The sequence below is a fragment of the Yinghuangia soli genome (assembly GCF_021502675.1).
Lineage (GTDB): Bacteria > Actinomycetota > Actinomycetes > Streptomycetales > Streptomycetaceae > Yinghuangia > Yinghuangia soli.
This window is the reverse complement of record NZ_JAKFHA010000048.1, coordinates 25,374-43,900: the sequence shown is the minus strand read 5'-3', so window position 1 is coordinate 43,900 and position 18,527 is coordinate 25,374. Positions and strand designations below refer to the sequence as shown.

Genomic DNA, 18,527 nt, shown 5'->3' with positions numbered 1-18,527 from the left:
TGAGCCAGAGCAGGACCAACCGTAGAGTTGCGCAATATATTGCACATCTAGGGGAACGGTGTAATGCTCGAAGCATGCCCGACGACATCTCCGCCCCCTATGACCTGGCCCGTGCCCGCGCGGTCGTCGCGCGGCATCTCGTGCCGACGCCGCTGATCGCCACCGGGCTCGCCCCCGGTGCGCTGCTCAAGCTGGAGACCATGCAGCCGGTCGGCGCGTTCAAGGTGCGCGGCGCGCTGGCCGCGCTCGACGCGCTGCCGCCGGGCGCTTCCGCCGTCACCGCGAGTGCGGGCAACCACGCTCTCGGCATGGCGTACGCCGCCGGGCCGACCGGCCGCGAGGTCACCGTCGTGGTGGCGCGCGACGCCTCTCCCGCCAAGATCGCGAAGCTGCGCGGCAGTCCGATCGAACTGGTGCTGCACGGCAGCGGGTTCGACGAGGCCGAGGGGCATGCCCTCAAGCTCGCCGCCGAGCGCGGCGCGCATTACGTCTCCGCGTACGCCCATCCCGACGTCATCGCCGGGCAGGCCACCATCGGCACGGAGATCGCCGCCGAGGTGCCGGGGCCGCTGACCGTGGTGTGCGCGGTCGGTGGCGGCGGGCTGGCGGCAGGCCTGGCCCTGTGGGCCCGTGAGCACGGCGACGCCCGCGTGGTCGGCGTCGAGGTCGAGGCCTCCCGGGCGGTGTCGACCGCCGTCCACGCCGGGCGCATCATGCCCTGCGAGATCGGCGACAGCATCGCCGACGGGCTGACCGGTAACCTCGAGGACGGCTGCCCGACGCCGGACGTGCTGCGCGCCGGAGTGCGCGACGGCACGGTCCGCCTCACCCACGTATCCGAGTCCGAAGTCCACGACGCCATGCGGTGGTTGTTCACGCACCACGGCATCGTCGTCGAAGGCGCAGGGGCGGCCGCCGCGGCCGCGGTCCTCGCCGGGCGGGTGCCGGCCCCCGACCGGGGCCGCCTCGCCGTCGTCCTCAGCGGCCGCAACATCACCGCGGACGCCTACGCGAAGGTTCTGCACCATGACTGAACTGCCCAGCCCCGCCGAGACTTCTGCCGCGAACGGCGGCCTCCCCGTGCCGACCGTCGTGTCGCAGGCCGAAGTGGAGGCACTCGTCACCGCGGACGTCGCGCTGCACGTCACCCGCGAAGCACTCGTCGCGCAGGCCGCCGGGCAGGTCTCGCAGCCCGACCCCTGGCACCTCGAAATCCCGGACCGCCAGGGCGAGGTGCACATCAAGGGCGCGCACATCCACGGCGCCGCGCACTACGCGGCCAAGCTCGCGACCGGCTTCTACGGCAACAAGGACCAAGGCCTGCCCACGGGTTCGGGGCTGAGCATCATCGCCGACGCGGCCACCGGATTCCCCGTGGTCATCGCCCTGGACAACGGCTACCTGACCGACATCCGCACGGGTGCCGCGGGTGCCGCCGCCGCCGACGCGCTCGCCCGCGAGGACGTCGGGACCGCGGCGGTGATCGGCACGGGTGTGCAGGGCGTCCGGCAGATGGCCGCGCTGCTGCAGGTGCGCAAGCCGTCCCGGCTGCTCGTGTACGGCCTCGACCGGGGCCGTGCCGAGGAGTTCGCCGCCCGGATGCGCCTCCTGCACGACTGGACGGTCGAGGTGGCCGGCAGCGCCGAAGAGGCCGTGCGGCAGGCCGACGTGGTCGTCACCGCGACCCCGTCGCGCGAGGCGCTCGTGCACGGGGCCTGGCTCAAGCCGGGCGCACATGTCACGGCGGTCGGCGCCGACATGGAGGGCAAGCGCGAACTGGCGCTGTCGGTCCTCGAACGCGCCGATGTCGTCGCGGCCGACGACGTGGCCCAGTGCCTTCGGGTCGGCGAACTCCAGTACGCGGCCGCCGCGGGCATCGCGGCCTCGCTGCCGCTGGTGGCCCTCGGCGACGTCATCGCGGGACGCACGGCCGGGCGGACCTCGGCCGAGCAGATCACGGTGGCGGACCTGACCGGGATCGGCGCCGAGGACGCCGCGGTCGGCAGCGCGCTGGCGGACGCGCTCGCGGCGCGGCGTACCTGAACCGGGTTCCGCGGCCGGCCGTCAGCTGGCGGGCAGCGGCGCCGGAAGGGTGTTGCGGGCGAAGCGGACCGGGCGGTCCGACTCGTTGACGTACGCGTACTGCTGGTCCGCCGGGAACCGCGCCGCGGCGCCGGCCGCCACCGGGTGCCGCCCGTCGGCGAACTCCAGCACCAGGACCCCGTCCGACACGAGGAGCAACTCCTCGGTGCCGGCGGGGTCCTGGACCGCGCGGTAGCGGTCGCCGGGCATGAGCAGCCAGTCCCACAGCTCGGTGCGGTGCAGACCCGAGCCGGTGACCGCCATGCGGCCGTAGCCGCCGGCCGGCGACGTCCACAGCGTGATCATCGACGCGGGTCCGGCGAGCGACAGGCCGGGGCCGGTGCGCGCGCCGACCAGCTCCGCGAAATGCGCGCCGACCGCGCGGCCGATCCGCTCGACGGTGCCCAGACTCGGGTTCGCCTGGCCCTGCTCGATCAGGGTCAGCATGCGGCGGCTCACCCCGGAGCGCTCGGCCAGTTCGCCCAGGGTCATGCCGCGCTCGGTGCGCCGGGCCCGGACGTTGCGGGCCACCACGGCCGCCACCGACGAATCGGCGGCCGCCAGGCGGGCCGCGCCGGGACCCGCGGACTCGGGGGCGGCGGCCCCCGGGACGGCAGCCCCGGATACCGCCTCGGCCTCCGCCGAGTCCGCGGGGTCCGGGGGTTCGGCGGGCACGGCAGGCTGCTTGCGGGGCATGTCGGCCATTAAATCGCCCGTTGCGGACCACGGCACTTCGCGGCGCGGCCGGCCCGGCCGATGTCAGGCCGGCCTGCGGTTCTTCCGGTCCGCTCAGGCGCTCTCGGTGGGCAGCCCTGCGTCCACCCAGTCCTCGATGCCCTCCTTGTACTTGCGCACATCGGCGTACCCGAGCCGGACGAGCGCGTCGGCGACCTGGCCGCTGTTGGGGCAGGCGGCGTTGCTGCAGTAGGTGACGACCGGGCGGGTCGGGTCGGGCAGGACCTCGGCGGCCCGGTCGGCGACCTCGGACGGGTGCAGCGCGACCGCGCCGGGCAGGTGCTGCTTGGCGTAGTACTCGCCGCCGAGCGCGTCGACGACCGTGACCGTGCCGGCCGCGACCGCCTCGCGCAGCTCCTCACGGGTGATCAGAGCAGTCATGAGTGGACACCCCTCAGATAAGTGGACTATGGTCCGGTTGTGCCTGGCAAACGTAACGGACCGCAGTCCGCTTCGTCAACGACCGATTCCGCGACCGATGCCGCGACTGATTCCGTGGACCTCGCGATCGGCTCCGGACCGCCGCGCCGCGAGCGCGCCGACGCGGTCCGCAACCGCCGCCTGATCCTCGACGCGGCCGCCGCGCTCTTCGCCGAGCACGGCGTGGAGAACGTGTCCATGGACGCCGTCGCGACCGCGGCCGGGGTCGGCAAGGGCACGCTGTTCCGGCGCTTCGGGGACCGGGCCGGCCTGGCCGCGGCGCTGCTGAACGAGCGCGAGACCGACCTGCAGCAGGCGATCCTCGGCGGGCCGGCACCGCTGGGCCCGTATCCCGGTGCTCCGGACTCCGCGGCCGCAGCCGCGGACCGGGCCGCGGACCGGGCCGAGGCCTTCACCCGCGCCTACCTGGAGTACGCCTTCGCCAACCTCGAACTGGTCCGGGCCTCCGAGACCGCCTCGCCCGGGGCGCGCTACCGGATCGGCGCGTACCGGTTCTGGCACCGGCACCTGGCGGTCCTGCTCGCCGGCGCCGGGCACGCCGCGACGGCCGCCGACGTCCTGGCCGGCGCCCTGCTCGCACCGCTCGCCGCGGACCACCTCGGCGCGCAGCTCGAAGCGGGCCGGACGCCCGGGGAGATCGCCGACGCGCTGGCCTGGCAGGCGCGTACCGTCCTCGCCGCACCGGCGAACACCCAAGCAGGCCCTGGGAACTGAGTACGCGTGCTCTTGTCGGCAGGGCCGCCCGGCGGCGAACCTGCGGACATGACTCTGCAGCCTCCGGCACCGCAAGACGCCGTCACCGGACCGCACCGCGGATCCGCCGCTCCCCGCGGGCGCCCCCGCGCCCTGTGGCTCCTGCTCCCCGCCCTCGGAATCGTCCTGGCGCCGCTCATGGTCACGATCGCCCACCTCGCGATCTGGCGGGAGATCGGCGATTTCCATCCGACCGACGCCACCCCGATCGCCGTCGGGGCCGTCACCTTCGCCGCGGCGCTGGCCGCGCTGACCGTCGCGGTCAGTGTGCGCCGGGCGCGGGCCCGCCGCCGGGGCCGCTGACCTCGGGGCGGCTGCGCGCCGCATCGCCCTCCAGCGGCGGTGCCCCGACCGCGCAGCAAGTCTTGCAGCACGGCTCGGCGTGCGGCTCGGCGTCCGGCGGGGTCTCCAGCGCGTCCGAACGCACCGTCAGCCAGGCCAGCACCGCACCGAGCACGAGCAGGACCGCGGAGATCCACATCGCCTGGTCGAAACCCGAGTCGACGGTCCCGGGGACCTGGTAGCCGTCCCCGGTCAGCCCGACCACCGCGGGCAGCCCGGCGACCGCCAGCAGGCCCGCGGCCCGGGCTGCCGCGTTGTTGACGCCGCTCGCGATGCCGGCCCGCGCGACGTCCACCGAGGCCAGCACGGTCGCCGTCAGCGGGGCCACGGTGACCGACAGGCCGAGGCCCAGCACGGCCACACCGGGGAAGACGTCGGTCATGTAGTTCGCGTCCGGGCCGATCCGCAGCATCAGCAGCAGCCCGGCCGCGCACAGCAGCGGGCCGACGGTCATCGGCAGCCGCGGCCCGATGCGCTTGGCCAACTCCCCGGCCCGCGCGGACAGCAGGAGCATCAGCACGGTGATCGGCAGCGTCGCCAGGCCGGAGTTCTGCGGGGAGTAGCCCGAGACCGTCTGCAGCTGCAGGACCAGGAAGAACATCACCGCGCTGAGCGCCGCGTACACGCACAGGGTCACGATGTTGACCGCGGTGAACTGCCGCGACCGGAAGATGTCCAGCGGCAGCATCGGCTCCCGCACGCGGCGCTCCAGGGCCACGAACGCCATGCCCGCGCCCACCCCGACGATCCCGGCGCCGACCGCGGTGGGCAGCGAGTCGGGCGCGGCGATCAGCGCCCAGGTCACCCCGGCGAGCGACAGCGCGGCGAGGGCGGCACCGCCCACGTCGAAGCGTCCCGACACCTTCGGATCGAATGTCTCCGGAACATGCCGCAGCGCGACCGCGATGGTCACCACGGCGAGCGGCAGATTGATCAGGAAAATCCACCGCCAGCTCACCGAGTCGACCAGCCAGCCGCCCAGGAACGGCCCGATCGCGGTCGCCACGCCGCCCAGCCCGGACCACGCCCCGACCGCCTTGGGCCGGTCGTCCGCGGCGAACGTGGCCTGGATGATGGCCAGCGAACCCGGCGTCAGCAGCGCTCCGCCGATGCCCTGCAGGGCCCGGGCGGCGATCAGCATCTCCACGTTCGGGGCCAGTCCGCACAGCAGCGACGCCACCGCGAACCACGCCACCCCGATGACGAACACCTTCTTGCGCCCGTACCGGTCGCCGAGCGCCCCGCCCAGCAGGATCAGCCCGGCCAGCGTCAGCGTGTACGCGTTGACGATCCACTGCAGCGCGGCCACCGACGCGTCGAGGTCCCGCCCGATGGTCGGCAGGGCGACGTTGACGACCGTGCCGTCCAGCATGACGATGCCCGACCCCAGCACGGTGGCCAGCAGAATCCACCGCCCGACCCCGGACCCGTACCGCACTCCCCCGGGCTGCACCGTCTCCGCCATACCCCGATCATCGGCGCCGACCACCCGGACCGCCCCCGGAACACGCCCGTTCGGGGCCGCCCCCCGGATGCCGAGCGGGCGCCGGAGACGCCGAAGCCCGCCCCCGCGGGTGCGGGGACGGGCTTCGCAGCGGACTCGGAGGACCGGCCGTCAGGGCCTGGCGGACACGCTTTCGCGGACCGGCGCCCGGGGGCTCGGGATTATCCGGACGAGCTTCGCGTGCGGCGAGCGGTCCGGGAAGGGGACCACCACCATGGCCACCGCCAGCAGCAGCGTGGCGACGAACGCGTCCAGCCAGTAGTGGTTGGCCGTGACGACGATGACCAGGAGCGTTATCGCCGGGTGCAGCCAGATCAGCTTGCTGCCGACCCTGCGCATCGGATCGCGGTTGCACCAGACGGCCATGACGCCGATCGCCACGACGATGGCCCAGCCGAAGTGCAGGGAGGGCATCGCGGCGTACTGATTGGCGATCTTGGCGCCGACCTCGCTGGCATACGGGGACGTCCCGTCGATCATGCCGGTGTCCACGAAGCCGTCCATCATGCGCGGCGGGGCCAGCGGCACCAGGATGTGGATGACCAGGGCGATGCCGGTCATGATCGCCAGCAGATTGCGTATCCACTTGTAGTGGTCGCGGTGCCGGATCCACAGCCACAGGAGGAAGGCCACCGTCACGGGGAAGTGGACGTACGCGTAGTACCGGTTCGCCGCGGAGACCAGCCAATCCGACTGGATCCACCACTGCTGGATGGCCAGTTCGTCCGGCAGCCGCAGGTTCTTCTGCAGCGTGAGGACTTCCTTGGCGTTGTGCAGCGCGGTGGAGTCCGAGCCGGGCGCGAGGTTGCGGCCGAACTTGTAGACGAGGAACAGCGCCGCGACGAGCAGCAGCTCGCGGATCGCATCGCGTATGGTGCGCCGGCGCTTGGCCTTCTTCGCGGCCTGGACGGCGACCGGGTCGAGCGGGTCCACGGGCTCGGCCGCGGCGGCGAGGTCCGCTCTCCCGGCGAACCGCGCCTTGAGCTTGCTGATCACCGATCCCCCTCGCTTCCGTCCTGCGTACCGTGCACCGCGTTCCGTGCGTGTCCTCCTGGGAGAACCGACGCACATGACGTACAGTCAGTTCCTGCCCGTCGGTAACCACTTGACCGCAGTGCGTGATCAAGTGCCGAAAGAGGACCGCAGGCAAGCCTAAGGCGTCCGTCAACCTGCAGGACGCCATGAGTTCTTCGCGGCGGCGCCGGAAAGTCGACGCAATGTCCACTCAGTGTCGACGCCGAGTCGACGCCGAGTCGGCGCGAAGTAGCCGCGATTTCGTCGGGATGGAGTCGGCAGGACTGCCGCCCAGCCTATGCCGCGCGGCCGGGTCGCCACATCCGCCTCGGGTCGGAACTGCGCGGCTGGGAAGTCAACCTCTGTACGGACACCGGGCCTCCCTCCGTACGCTGCGCTACATGAGCGACCACGCATCCGCATCGCCGTCCCTGCCTGCTCCGGCCCAGCGCGGCACTGTGCCGGGTCCCGGCGAGCAGCGCCTGATCCTCGTCGTCGAGGACGAGCCGACCATCGCGGAGGCCGTCGCGGCACGGCTGCGCGCCGAGGGGTTCAGCACGATGGTGGCCACCGACGGCCCGTCCGCGGTCGCGCTGGCCGAGCAGACCCGGCCGGACATCGTGGTGCTGGACGTCATGCTGCCGGGCCTGGACGGCCTGGAGGTGTGCCGCCGGATCCACACCGCGCACCCGGCGGTCCCGGTGCTCATGCTGACCGCCCGGGACGACGAGACGGACCTGCTGGTCGGGCTCGCGGTCGGCGCGGACGACTACATGACCAAGCCGTTCTCGATGCGCGAGCTGGTGGCGCGCGTGCACGTGCTGCTGCGGCGGATGGAGCGCGCCGAGGCCGCGGCCCGGGCGGCGGCCCCCGAGACGGTCCGGCTGGGCGCGCTGCGGGTGGACCGCACGCAGCGCCGCGTGCACCTGGACAACGCCGAGGTGCATCTGACCCCGACCGAGTTCGACCTGCTGGTCTGCCTCGCCTCGCGGCCGCGCGCGGTGCTGTCCCGCGAGCAGCTGCTGGCCGAGGTGTGGGACTGGGTGGACGCGTCCGGCACGCGGACGGTGGACAGCCACATCAAGGCGCTGCGCCGCAAGCTCGGCGCGGAGTGGATCCGCACCGTGCACGGCGTCGGGTACGCCCTGGAGACGCCGGGCATCCCCGGACAGCTCGGCGGGTGAGCCGGGTGCCCAGGCCCGCGTGGATGAAGACCCGGCCGCTCGATCCGCTGCGCTCGATCAAGACCAAGCTCGGGGTGCTCGTGGTCACCTCGGTCTTCGTGTCGACGCTGCTGATGATCCTCGGGCTGCGGGCCGAGGTGCAGTTCCGGTACATGTTCGTGGTCACTTCGCTGGCCTGCCTGTCGGTGACGCTGCTGCTCGCGCACGGCATGACCTCGCCGCTGCGCGAGATGACCGCGGCGGCGCGCGCGATGGCCCGCGGCGACTACTCGCGCCGGGTGCGCGACACCTCGCGGGACGAGGTCGGCCAGCTGGCCACCGCGTTCAACCGCATGGCGTCCGACCTGGAGCAGGTCGACCGGCACCGCAAGGAGCTGGTCGCGAACGTCTCGCACGAGCTGCGCACGCCCATCGCGGGCCTGCAGGCGCTGCTGGAGAACATGGTCGACGGCGTCCAGGAGCCCGACAAGGAGCACCTGGGCCAGGCGCTGACCCAGACCGAGCGGCTGGGCCGGCTGGTCGCGGACCTGCTGGACCTGTCGCGCCTGGACGCCGGGGTGGTGCCGCTGCGGCCCCGCGAGTTCGCGGTCCGGCCGTTCCTGGAGTCGGTGCTGCGCGAGGCCGAGGCGCTCGGGCACGACGTGGTCTTCGTGGTGGACGTCGAGCCGGCCGCGCTGACCGCGCTGGCCGACACCGAGCGGCTGCACCAGGTGGTCACCAACCTGCTCGCGAACGCCTGCCGGCATTCGCCGCCGGGTGGCCGGGTGAGCCTGCACGCGCAGGCCGACGACGGCGTGGGCAGCCTGCGCCTGGAGGTGCAGGACCAGGGCCCGGGCATCCCGCGCGAGGAGCGCACCCGGGTCTTCGAGCGGTTCATCCGCGGCGGGGACCGGTCGGCGATCGGCGGCGAGGGCGCGGCGGTGCCGTACCAGGGCGGCGGCGGGCGGCGCGAGGGCGGCGGCACGGGCCTCGGGCTGGCCATCGCGCGCTGGGCGGTGGCCCTGCACGGCGGCGAGATCGCGGTGGCCGAATCACGCTACGGATGCCGGATCCGGGTGGTGCTGCCGGGCGATCCGGGCCGGGCCCGGCAGGAGGCCGGCTGAGCCGCGCGCCATGACGTTCGGTGAGAGGCGACAAAACCTCACAAGACGGCTCTTCGCACAGTTGTACTGGTGGACGCGTGTGGAACAGCCAGATCGCGCGGAGCGCATCCGGAACCCACCGGTCCGGTTATGACATACCGTCACATAGAATCGCTCGCAAAGGGACAAATCTCCGCCACTCGGTCATCTCTCTGTGATCTACGCGACGCGTAGGACGTAGGGCCTGCGCACCATGGCCGAAAGGGCGTAGCCTTGTTTCCCGCTGTCCACCACCCCAGGAAGCGGAAGAGGGCGGTTGCCGCCGTGTCGTCACAGTCCCCTAGCAACCCGATGGCCAGCTTCGGCCCCAACGAGTGGCTTGTCGACGAGATCTACCAGCAGTACCTACAGGATCCGAATTCTGTGGACCGTGCTTGGTGGGATTTCTTCGCCGACTACAAGCCCAGCGGAGACGCGGTAGCCGCACCCGCCGCAGACTCGTCGAACCGGAGCGGTCCCATCACCACCAGCACTGAGAGTGCGCCCGGCGCTGCTGCCGGTACCGCGCCCGCACCGATCCAGGCCGCCGCCGCGGCCGCCCCTGCCGCACCCGCAGCCGCCCCGGTCGCCGCCGGGCCTGCCGCGACCACCCCGGGGCCGGCGTCCAGCCACCCCATGGTGACCAGCGGTGTGTCGAACAACGCCACGGCGGCCAGTGCCGCCCCGGTGAAGCCGACGCCCGCCGACCCGCCGCCCGCGACCGCGAAGCCGGCCACCCCTGTGCCGGCCGCCGCGAGCGCCGGACCGGAGAGGGTCGCGCTCAAGGGTCCCGCCGCCCGCGTGGTGGCGAACATGGACGCGAGCCTGGAGATCCCCACCGCGACCAGCGTGCGCGCCGTGCCGGCGAAGCTGCTGATCGACAACCGCATCGTGGTGAACAACCACCTCAAGCGGGCGCGCGGCGGCAAGGTCTCGTTCACGCACTTCATCGGCTACGCGCTGGTCCAGGCGATCAAGTCGATGCCGTCCATGAACCACGGCTACCAAGAGGTCGACGGCAAGCCCTTCCTGGTCAAGCCGGAGCACATCAACCTCGGCCTCGCGATCGACCTGACGAAGCCGAACGGCGACCGCCAGCTCGTCGTCGCGGCCATCAAGAAGGCCGAAGAGATGGACTTCTTCGGCTTCTGGCAGGCGTACGAGGACATCGTGCGGCGGGCCCGCGCCAACAAGCTCACGGTGGACGACTTCGCCGGCGTGACGGTCTCGCTGACCAACCCGGGCGGCATCGGCACGGTGCACTCGGTGCCGCGCCTCATGCCCGGCCAGGGCACCATCGTCGGCGTCGGCGCGATGGAGTACCCGGCGGAGTTCCAGGGCGCGTCCTCGGACACCATGGCCCGCCTCGCGGTCAGCAAGATCCTCACCCTGACCAGCACTTACGACCACCGGATCATCCAGGGTGCGCAGTCGGGCGAGTTCCTGCGTCGCATGCACCAGCTCCTCCTGGGCGAGGGCGGGTTCTACGACGAGATCTTCGCTTCCCTGCGCATCCCGTACGAGCCGGTGCGCTGGGTGCAGGACATCTCCGCCAGCCACGAGGACGACGTCAACAAGACGGCGCGCGTGCAGGAGCTGATCCACTCGTACCGCGTGCGCGGCCACCTCATGGCCGACACCGACCCGCTGGAGTACAAGCAGCGCCGCCACCCGGACCTCGACGTGGTCGAGCACGGGCTGACGCTGTGGGACCTGGAGCGCGAGTTCGCGGTCGGCGGCTTCGCCGGCCAGTCGATGATGACGCTGCGCGAGGTCCTCGGCGTGCTGCGCGACTCGTACTGCCGGACCGTCGGCGTCGAGTACATGCACATCCAGGACCCGCAGCAGCGCCGCTGGATCCAGGAGCGCATCGAGGTCGCGCACACCAAGCCGGACCGCGAGGACCAGCTGCGCATCCTGCGCAAGCTCAACGCCGCCGAGGCGTTCGAGACGTTCCTGGCCACCAAGTACGTCGGCCAGAAGCGCTTCTCGCTGGAGGGCGGCGAGTCGACCATCCCGCTGCTCGACGCGATCCTGTCGTCGGCCGCCGAGGCGGGCCTCGACGAGGTCGCGATCGGCATGGCGCACCGCGGCCGCCTCAACGTGCTGACCAACATCGTCGGCAAGAGCTACGCGCAGGTCTTCCGCGAGTTCGAGGGCAACATCGACCCCAAGTCGATGCACGGCTCGGGCGACGTGAAGTACCACCTGGGTGCGGAGGGCACGTTCACCTCCGAGGACGGCGCGCAGGTCAAGGTGTCGCTGGTGGCGAACCCGTCGCACCTGGAGGCCGTGAACCCGGTCCTCGAGGGCGTCGTGCGCGCCAAGCAGGACATCATCGACATGGCCGGCGCGGGCTTCACGGTGCTGCCGCTGCTGCTGCACGGCGACGCCGCGTTCGCCGGCCAGGGCGTGGTCGCCGAGACGCTCAACATGTCGCAGCTGCGCGGCTACCGCACCGGCGGCAGCGTGCACGTGGTCATCAACAACCAGGTCGGCTTCACCGCCGCCCCGGCGTCGTCGCGCTCCTCCATGTACGCCACCGACGTGGCCCGCATGGTCGAGGCGCCGATCTTCCACGTGAACGGCGACGACCCCGAGGCCTGCGTGCGCGTCGCGCAGCTCGCGTTCGAGTACCGCCAGGCGTTCCACAAGGACGTCGTGATCGACCTGATCTGCTACCGGCGGCGGGGCCACAACGAGGCGGACAACCCCTCGTTCACCCAGCCGCTGATGTACGACCTGATCGACAAGAAGCGCTCGGTCCGCAAGCTGTACACCGAGGCGCTGATCGGCCGCGGCGACATCACCGTCGAAGAGGCCGAGCAGGCGCTGAAGGACTACCAGGACCAGCTCGAGAAGGTGTTCGCGGAGGTCCGCGAGGCGGCCACCGCGCAGCTTCCGGTGCACGCCGAGGTGCCGCCGCTGCCGGAGTTCCCGGCGCCGGCGCACACCCCGATCGCCGCCGAGACGGTCAAGCGCATCGTCGAGTCGCAGATCTCGCTGCCCGACGGCTTCACCGTGCACCCGCGCCTGCAGCCGCAGCTGCAGCGCCGCGCGGCGATGGTCGAGGACGGCACGATCGACTGGGCGATGGGCGAGACGCTCGCGTTCGGGTCGCTGCTCATGGAGGGCCACCCGGTCCGCCTGGTCGGCCAGGACTCGCGCCGCGGCACGTTCGGCCAGCGCCACGCGGTGCTGGTGGACCGCGACTCGGGCGGCGAGTGGACCCCGCTCGCCAACCTGACGCCGGAGCAGGCGAAGTACACCGTGTACGACTCGCTGCTGAGCGAGTTCGCCGCGATGGGCTTCGAGTACGGCTACTCCCTGGCCCGGCCGAACGCGCTGGTGCTGTGGGAGGCGCAGTTCGGCGACTTCGCCAACGGCGCGCAGACCATCATGGACGAGTTCATCTCGTCGGCCGAGCAGAAGTGGGGCCAGCACTCCGGTGTGACGCTCCTGCTCCCGCACGGCTTCGAGGGCCAGGGCCCGGACCACAGCTCGGCGCGCATCGAGCGCTACCTGCAGCTGTGCGCCCAGAACAACATGACGGTCGCGTCGCCGACGCTGCCCAGCAACTACTTCCACCTGCTGCGCTGGCAGGCGCACAACCCGCACCACAAGCCGCTGGTGGTGTTCACCCCGAAGTCGATGCTGCGCCTCAAGGCCGCCGCGTCGCGCATCGAGGAGTTCACCGCGGGCGAGTTCCGTCCGGTCATCGGCGACACCGCGGTGGACCCGGCGCAGGTGCGGCGCGTGGTCATGTGCTCCGGCAAGTTCTACTACGACCTCGAGGCCGCCCGGGCGAAGGCCGGGGCGAACGACGTGGCGATCGTGCGCGTCGAGCGGCTCTACCCGCTGCCGGTCGAGGAGATGCGCGCCGAACTGACGAAGTACGGCATGGAGCGGTACGGCAACGGCCTGGAGCTCGTGTGGGCCCAGGAAGAGCCGGCCAACCAGGGCCCGTGGCCGTTCATCGCGCTGAACCTGGTCGAGGCGGGGCTGCCGACGCCGCGCCGCATCGCCCGCCCGGCGGCATCGTCGCCGGCGGTCGGCTCGGCCAAGCGGCACGAGGCGGAGCAGCAGGGCCTGCTGGGCGAGGCCTTCGCGTAAGGTCCGCAGGCGGCCGGTCGCGTACCGGTCCGGTTTTCCGACGGGTCCGCCCCGGCGCATACGATGCGCCGGGGCGGACCCGTTTCTCCGTCTTTCCGTGTGATCAGCAGGAGTGGGAGCGAGCGTTGTACTTCACCGACCGGGGCATCGAGGAACTGGAGAACCGGCGCGGCGAGGAGGAGGTCTCCTTCGCGTGGCTGGCCGAGCAGTTCCGTACCTTCGTGGACCTCAACCCCGAGTTCGAGACGCCGGTCGAGCGCCTGGCGACGTGGCTGGCCCGGTTGGACGACGACGACGAGTGAGCCGCGGGGCGGCCCCGGCTTCGGCTTCGGCTTCGGCTTCGGCCACCGTGATGCTCCGGCTCCGCCCCGGCCGCGGCAGCAGCAGCGCCGCCAGTGCGCCGACCGCCACCACGCCCGCGGCGACCCAGCCGCCGGCCCGGATGCCGTCCAGCAGTCCCGCCGCGTCGGGGCCCGGACCGCCGTGGCCGCTCTGCGCGTTCACCACCGCGATGAGGACCGCGAGGCCGACCGCGCCGCCGATCTGCTGGGCGGCGGTGGCGAGTCCGGACGCCACGCCCTGCTCCTCGGGGGCGGCGCCGCTGCCCGCCGCGACGAACATCGCGACGTACGTCCAGCCGCCTGCGAGCCCCCACACCACGCTGCCCGGGACCAGCGCCCAGAACGAACCGCCTTCGCTCATGCCGGCGAACAGCAGCGCGAGGCCGGCACCGGTGCCGACCATGCCGATGCCCAGCGTGGCGCGCAGCGAGATGCGGGAGAGCAGCAGCGGGGCGACCTTGCCCGCGGCGACCGCCGAGACGAGGGTGAGCGGCAGGAACGCGAGGCCGGCTTCGAGTGCGCTGTAGCCGAGGACCGGCTGCAGGTACATCGTGAACAGGTAGTACCCGCCGCCCAGTCCGGTCTGGAAGAGCAGGATCACCAGCATCGACACGGCCAGGCCGCGGTTCGCCAGCATGCGCAGCGGCATGAGCGGGGTGCGGGTGCGCGCCTCGACGGCGAGGAAGGCGGCGAGCAGGACCAGGCCGGCACCCGCGGTGCCGAGTGTGAGGGCCGACGTCCAGCCTTCCTCCGGACCGCTGACCAGGCCGAAGACGAGGAGTGACGAGCCGGCGGTGGCGAGCAGCGCGCCGGGCAGGTCGAATCCGCCGCGCGTCCGGACGGCTGGGGCGTCGTCCGGGAGCAGCCGCAGCGCAGCGGCGACCGCGATCGCGACGAGCGGCACGTTGACGAAGAACACCGAGCGCCAGCCCAGCCATTCGGTGAGCACGCCGCCGGCCAGCGCGCCGACCGCGAGGCCCGCGCTGCCCGCCAGGCCCCAGACGCCCATCGCGCGGTTGCGTTCGGCGCCTTCCCGGAAACCGGCGAAGACCAGGGCGAGGGTGGCCGGGGTGAGCAGTGCGCCGCCGAGGCCCTGCACCGCGCGGGCCGCGACCAGGAGGCCGGAGCCGTCGGCGAGGCCGCCGGCCAGCGAGGCGGCGCCGTACAGCGCGAGTCCGGCGAGGAAGACGCGGCGGCCGCCGAAGCGGTCCACGGCCCGGCCGCCGAGCAGCAGGAAGCCGCCGATGCCGACCGCGTAGGCGCTGACCACCCATTGCAGGGACTGCGCGGAGAAGTCGAGCGCGCTGCCGATGTCGGGCAGCGCGACGTACACGATGTTGTAGTCCAGCGCCACGATGAGCTGGGCGAACGCGAGCAGAGCGAGGACGAGCCCGGCGCGGGCGGGCGGCCTGGCTGGGGACTGAGTCAAGGCAGGGACCCGATTCTTCATGCCGCACAGTTACTACACGGCGTTCAGTAAGTTCACGCCGAACAGTAGCCGAACTCTGTAAGGTGTCAAGCATGGAAACCGCGCCTGCAGCCCCGCCCACCCGCCGCGAGCGCCTGCGTGCGGAGACCACCCGCGAGATCAAGACGGTGGCGCTGCGGCTGATGGCCGAGGGCGGTCCGGACGCCATCTCGCTGCGCGCCATCGCCCGCGAGATGGGCATGACCGCGGGCGCGATCTACGGCTACTTCGACACCCGGGACACCCTCGTCACGGCGCTGATCCAGGACGTGTACGGCGACCTCGTGGACACCGTCGAGGCGGCCCGCGACCGCTGCGCACCCGGCGACACCGCCGGGCGGATCGCCGCCTGGGGCACCGCACTGCGGGCCTGGTCGCTCGCCCACCCCGAGGGCTTCCGGCTCATCTACGGCGACGCCGTGCACGGCTACCAGCCGCCGGAAGGCGGCGCGGCCGCGGACGCCGCCGAACGCGCCTGCGCGGGGCTGACCGGACTGGTCGCGGCGGCGTGGCCGACCGCGAAGGAGTTCCACGACGGCGACTACACGTGGGCGGACTTCTCCGACCACCTGTGCGAGGTGCTGCATCGCGACCACCCCGAACTCCCGCCCGCAGCAGCCGCGTTGGGCATGCGCGTCTGGGGGCGCATGCACGGCCTGGTGGCCCTGGAGGTCTACGGCCACACCGGTCCGCTGACGCGCGACCCGGGGCGCTTGTACGAGGACGAACTCAAGTCGATGGTCCGCGAGTTGGGCCTGACGCCGACCGCCTGACCGGGCCGGAGGCTCTCCCGGGGCCCGCCTTCTGGGGCAACACCCTTGCGATGGCGAGTGTTTCGGCCACCGCCGAAACTGCGTGCCATCCGGCGACCGCGCGTGCACAGTTGCCCAAACGTACGGTCGACCCCGAGCAGCCCGGGAGTGCACCATGCATGTCTTGGTCCGGAGATCCGCAGCACTCGCAGTGGTCGCGGCATTGGCCGCAGTGCCGCCGGCTTTCGCCGCCGGCAGCCCCGGAAGCCCCGGCGGCTCTGCCCCGGCCGCCGCCCCGGTCGCGTCGTCCGGCTGGACGGCGACCGAGATCCGGCCGGGCGGCATGATCCTCGACCTGGCCGGCGACGGCCTCGGCGGCATGTTCGGTGCGGGCTACGGACCGGACCGGTTCGGCGACGCGCCGACCGCGTTCGGCCGGTCCGGCGCCGGAGGCGCGTGGCAGCAGACCGCGTTCCCGACCGCGAGCGGCGACTGGTCGTCGCTGGTCGGCGTCGCGGCGCTGTCCCCCGGCCGTGCGCTCGCGGTCGGCGGGTACGACGCGGACCTCGGCGGATACCTGGTGGTCGGGACCGGCGACGGCAAGTGGCAGCAGCTGCGCGCCGCGCCGGCCCCGCCCGGTACCGAACTCGGGTCGCTCAACAGCATCGACGCCCTGGGCCCGGCGGACGCGTGGGCCGTGGGCGAATCGAACGTCCCCTCGCCGAACGGGACGTACGACACCGCCCCGGTGGCCGAGCACTGGGACGGCAGCGCATGGACCATCGCGCCCCTGCCGCAGCTCGACCCCGAGATCGCCGTCGGTGTGCAGCTGACCGACGTCGAGATGATCGCCACCGACGACGTGTGGGCGAGCGGTGCCACATTCGACGGGCAGCAGCCGGTCCTCGCGCATTACGACGGCACCGGCTGGGAGTGGGTGCTGCTCCCGTACGACGACAAGCGGACCCGGCTGCTCGTCAACAGCCTGGAAGCCCGGGCCGCGGACGATGTCTGGGCCGCCGGATGGCAGTTCGATGCGGAGACGGGTGCGGCGCGGCCGCTGCTGTACCACTACGACGGACGGTCGTGGTCGCCGCAGAGCACGCCCGCGGGCGTGCAGCGCCTGACTGACCTCACCCTCACCCCGGGCGGCTTCGCCGCGACGACCCGGGAAGGCGGCACGTACGGCGTGATCCGGTACGCGGGCGGCGTCTGGACCCGCCTCGTCCTGCCGCAGACCGGGCCGGCCGCGCCGCAGGCGACCGCGCTCGAGTACGTCGACGGCACGCTCAGCGTCGCGGCGCGCCGGCCGGACACCCCGGAGCACGTGATGACTGTCGAGTACCGCACGCAGCTGAACCCGTAACCGGCGACCGCGCCGCGGCGGTGCGTCCCGGCATGCCCGGAGGCACCGCCGCGACCGGTTGCCAGGACCGAGACCAGGAGGGGAACATGCATGTCTTGGCCCGTAGTTCCGCGGCACTTGCCGCCGCGGCCGCACTTGTCGCGGCGTCGCCCGCACCGGCGGCCGATGCCGTCCGTGAACGCGCGGCGCCGTTCACTGTGTCCGCCTACGGCACCGGCGCGGCCTCGGCGGGCTGGCAGACGACGGAGATCGGCCCCAAGGGCGGCTACGTCTTCGACCTGGCCGAGGACGGGCGGGGCGGCCTGATCGGTGTGGGCGCCCGGTCCCGGGTGGATGGTCCGGGGCAGGTTCCGGTGGTGTTCGCCAAGGGTGCCGACGGCTCCTGGCGGCAGACCCCGATCGACGTCCCCGACAACTTCGCGGTCTTCCAAGCCGTCACCGGGACCGGCAGCGGCCGCGGCCTGGCGGTCGGCAGGCACGTCCCCGAGCTCGGGGGCTACCTCACCGGCCATGGCCAGGGCGACGGCTGGCGCATCGGCACTGTCCCGATGGTGCCGGGCGCGACGGGCGGCAGCCTCGAAGACGTCGATGCCGCAGGCGCGGCGGACGCGTGGGCCGTCGGCAGCTCCGAACGCCCCGATCCGGACGGCGGGTTCTCCTACGAACCGATCACCGCTCACTGGGACGGCGCCGCCTGGCGCACGGTGCAGCTTCCACCCGCCGAGTCCGGCGTCCATTGGGGCCTGGTCTCGGTCGACATGGTCGCCGCGGACAACGTGTGGGCCGGCGGCTTCAACGACGGGCCGCACCCGCTGCTCGCCCACTACGACGGGACGTCGTGGCGCTGGGTGCCGCTGCCCTCCACGGGCGAAAAGCGGTCCACGCTCATCGGCTCGGTCCTGGCCCGGGCCGCGGACGACGTCTGGGCGCTCGGCTGGGAATACGACCCGGAAGCCGGGGAGTCCCGGCCGCTCGCCTACCACTTCGACGGAAGGACCTGGACCGCAGTACCCCTCCCGGCCGGCACCCGCCACCTCCACCACGCCGTACTGACACCGGGCGGCTTCACTGCGATGGTGCAGTACGACTCCACCGAGGCCGTGGTCCGCTACGACGGCGGCACATGGGTGACGCTTCCGCTTCCGCAGACAGGTGCCTCCTTGGCGCGGGTGACCGCGCTCGGCTATGCCGACGGGACGCTCAGCGCCGCGGCCATCCGCATCGACGACCCCGAGCGGCCCTTCGAGCCGACCACGGTCGAGTTCAGTATGCGGCTCGTCCGCTGAGCCGCCTCCGCACTGCTTCCCGGCG

At 72.7% G+C, this 18,527-nt stretch carries 16 protein-coding genes; 11 read left to right on the top strand and 5 right to left on the bottom strand.

All coding sequences use genetic code 11. From position 1 onward, the window contains the following. Window positions 1-74 precede the first annotated feature (74 nt). Both LZ495_RS40090 and LZ495_RS40085 read left to right on the top strand, forming a co-directional pair. Complete coding sequence (locus LZ495_RS40090; protein WP_235058164.1) at window positions 75-1,034, top strand: threonine ammonia-lyase; 960 nt, start codon at window positions 75-77, stop codon at window positions 1,032-1,034. After that, entirely contained in the window at window positions 1,027-2,043 is a 1,017-nt protein-coding gene (locus LZ495_RS40085; RefSeq protein WP_235058163.1) for a hypothetical protein, read from the top strand. Before LZ495_RS40090 ends, LZ495_RS40085 begins: the two co-directional genes overlap by 8 nt. A 21-nt stretch (window positions 2,044-2,064) precedes the next feature. Here the strand turns inward: LZ495_RS40085 and LZ495_RS40080 are convergent, their stop codons facing one another. Both LZ495_RS40080 and LZ495_RS40075 read right to left on the bottom strand, forming a co-directional pair. Beyond that, window positions 2,065-2,778: a helix-turn-helix domain-containing protein gene (locus LZ495_RS40080; protein WP_235058162.1), complete on the bottom strand. Its 714-nt coding sequence runs from the start codon at window positions 2,776-2,778 to the stop codon at window positions 2,065-2,067. A gap of 93 nt (window positions 2,779-2,871) precedes the next feature. Beyond that, complete coding sequence (locus LZ495_RS40075) at window positions 2,872-3,198, bottom strand: rhodanese-like domain-containing protein (protein WP_235058161.1); 327 nt, start codon at window positions 3,196-3,198, stop codon at window positions 2,872-2,874. A 114-nt stretch (window positions 3,199-3,312) separates the two neighbouring features. On the opposite strand from LZ495_RS40075, the gene LZ495_RS40070 reads away from it, so the two are divergent. Together LZ495_RS40070 and LZ495_RS40065 are read left to right on the top strand one after the other, a co-directional pair. Beyond that, window positions 3,313-3,972, top strand: a complete 660-nt coding sequence (locus LZ495_RS40070; RefSeq protein WP_235058160.1) for a TetR/AcrR family transcriptional regulator — start codon at window positions 3,313-3,315, stop codon at window positions 3,970-3,972. A 48-nt stretch (window positions 3,973-4,020) separates the two neighbouring features. Beyond that, window positions 4,021-4,314 carry a hypothetical protein gene (locus tag LZ495_RS40065; RefSeq protein WP_235058159.1) on the top strand — a complete coding sequence of 98 codons (294 nt, stop codon included), beginning with the start codon at window positions 4,021-4,023 and terminating at the stop codon, window positions 4,312-4,314. Here the strand turns inward: LZ495_RS40065 and LZ495_RS40060 are convergent. Continuing rightward, entirely contained in the window at window positions 4,274-5,818 is a 1,545-nt protein-coding gene (locus tag LZ495_RS40060) for an MFS transporter (protein WP_235058158.1), read from the bottom strand. The genes LZ495_RS40065 and LZ495_RS40060 overlap by 41 nt on opposite strands. A gap of 150 nt (window positions 5,819-5,968) precedes the next feature. After that, window positions 5,969-6,853, bottom strand: coding sequence for a phosphatase PAP2 family protein (locus LZ495_RS40055; protein ID WP_235058157.1), 885 nt, complete (start codon window positions 6,851-6,853; stop codon window positions 5,969-5,971). 419 nt (window positions 6,854-7,272) lie between these two features. Between LZ495_RS40055 and LZ495_RS40050 the strand changes: the two genes are divergently transcribed. The 4 genes from LZ495_RS40050 to LZ495_RS40035 all read left to right on the top strand — a co-directional run bounded on the left by LZ495_RS40050 (window position 7,273) and on the right by LZ495_RS40035 (window position 13,591). Further along, a complete protein-coding gene (locus tag LZ495_RS40050) occupies window positions 7,273-8,055 on the top strand; it encodes a response regulator transcription factor (RefSeq protein ID WP_235058156.1) in 783 nt (260 codons plus the stop codon). A gap of 23 nt (window positions 8,056-8,078) precedes the next feature. After that, window positions 8,079-9,158, top strand: a complete 1,080-nt coding sequence (locus LZ495_RS40045; protein WP_235058155.1) for a HAMP domain-containing sensor histidine kinase — start codon at window positions 8,079-8,081, stop codon at window positions 9,156-9,158. Between the two features lie 330 nt (window positions 9,159-9,488). Continuing rightward, window positions 9,489-13,289 (top strand): multifunctional oxoglutarate decarboxylase/oxoglutarate dehydrogenase thiamine pyrophosphate-binding subunit/dihydrolipoyllysine-residue succinyltransferase subunit, encoded by a 3,801-nt coding sequence (locus LZ495_RS40040; protein ID WP_235058154.1) that lies wholly within the window; start codon window positions 9,489-9,491, stop codon window positions 13,287-13,289. A gap of 125 nt (window positions 13,290-13,414) precedes the next feature. Next, a complete protein-coding gene (locus LZ495_RS40035; RefSeq protein ID WP_235058153.1) occupies window positions 13,415-13,591 on the top strand; it encodes a DUF6104 family protein in 177 nt (58 codons plus the stop codon). On the opposite strand, the gene LZ495_RS40030 is transcribed toward LZ495_RS40035, so the two are convergent. Next, the gene (locus LZ495_RS40030; RefSeq protein WP_235058152.1) at window positions 13,518-15,059 is read right to left on the bottom strand and encodes an MFS transporter; all 1,542 of its coding nucleotides are present in this window, start codon (window positions 15,057-15,059) and stop codon (window positions 13,518-13,520) included. The genes LZ495_RS40035 and LZ495_RS40030 overlap by 74 nt on opposite strands. 92 nt (window positions 15,060-15,151) lie before the next feature. On the opposite strand from LZ495_RS40030, the gene LZ495_RS40025 reads away from it, so the two are divergent. From LZ495_RS40025 to LZ495_RS40015, 3 genes are all read left to right on the top strand, one after another. Then, complete coding sequence (locus LZ495_RS40025) at window positions 15,152-15,871, top strand: TetR/AcrR family transcriptional regulator (protein WP_235058151.1); 720 nt, start codon at window positions 15,152-15,154, stop codon at window positions 15,869-15,871. A gap of 154 nt (window positions 15,872-16,025) precedes the next feature. Then, window positions 16,026-17,216, top strand: a complete 1,191-nt coding sequence (locus LZ495_RS40020) for a hypothetical protein (RefSeq protein WP_235058150.1) — start codon at window positions 16,026-16,028, stop codon at window positions 17,214-17,216. A gap of 86 nt (window positions 17,217-17,302) precedes the next feature. Further along, window positions 17,303-18,502: a hypothetical protein gene (locus tag LZ495_RS40015; RefSeq protein ID WP_235058149.1), complete on the top strand. Its 1,200-nt coding sequence runs from the start codon at window positions 17,303-17,305 to the stop codon at window positions 18,500-18,502. Window positions 18,503-18,527: the final 25 nt, after the last annotated feature.

Coding starts and splice junctions, on each gene's coding strand:
- LZ495_RS40020 (WP_235058150.1), top strand. CDS start 16,026: ATGCATGTCTTGGTCCGGAGATCCGCAGCACTCGCAGTGGTCGCGGCA.
- LZ495_RS40075 (WP_235058161.1), bottom strand. CDS start 3,198: ATGACTGCTCTGATCACCCGTGAGGAGCTGCGCGAGGCGGTCGCGGCC.
- LZ495_RS40040 (WP_235058154.1), top strand. CDS start 9,489: ATGGCCAGCTTCGGCCCCAACGAGTGGCTTGTCGACGAGATCTACCAG.
- LZ495_RS40090 (WP_235058164.1), top strand. CDS start 75: ATGCCCGACGACATCTCCGCCCCCTATGACCTGGCCCGTGCCCGCGCG.
- LZ495_RS40045 (WP_235058155.1), top strand. CDS start 8,079: ATGAAGACCCGGCCGCTCGATCCGCTGCGCTCGATCAAGACCAAGCTC.
- LZ495_RS40060 (WP_235058158.1), bottom strand. CDS start 5,818: ATGGCGGAGACGGTGCAGCCCGGGGGAGTGCGGTACGGGTCCGGGGTC.
- LZ495_RS40025 (WP_235058151.1), top strand. CDS start 15,152: ATGGAAACCGCGCCTGCAGCCCCGCCCACCCGCCGCGAGCGCCTGCGT.
- LZ495_RS40080 (WP_235058162.1), bottom strand. CDS start 2,778: ATGCCCCGCAAGCAGCCTGCCGTGCCCGCCGAACCCCCGGACCCCGCG.
- LZ495_RS40050 (WP_235058156.1), top strand. CDS start 7,273: ATGAGCGACCACGCATCCGCATCGCCGTCCCTGCCTGCTCCGGCCCAG.
- LZ495_RS40065 (WP_235058159.1), top strand. CDS start 4,021: ATGACTCTGCAGCCTCCGGCACCGCAAGACGCCGTCACCGGACCGCAC.
- LZ495_RS40015 (WP_235058149.1), top strand. CDS start 17,303: ATGCATGTCTTGGCCCGTAGTTCCGCGGCACTTGCCGCCGCGGCCGCA.
- LZ495_RS40085 (WP_235058163.1), top strand. CDS start 1,027: ATGACTGAACTGCCCAGCCCCGCCGAGACTTCTGCCGCGAACGGCGGC.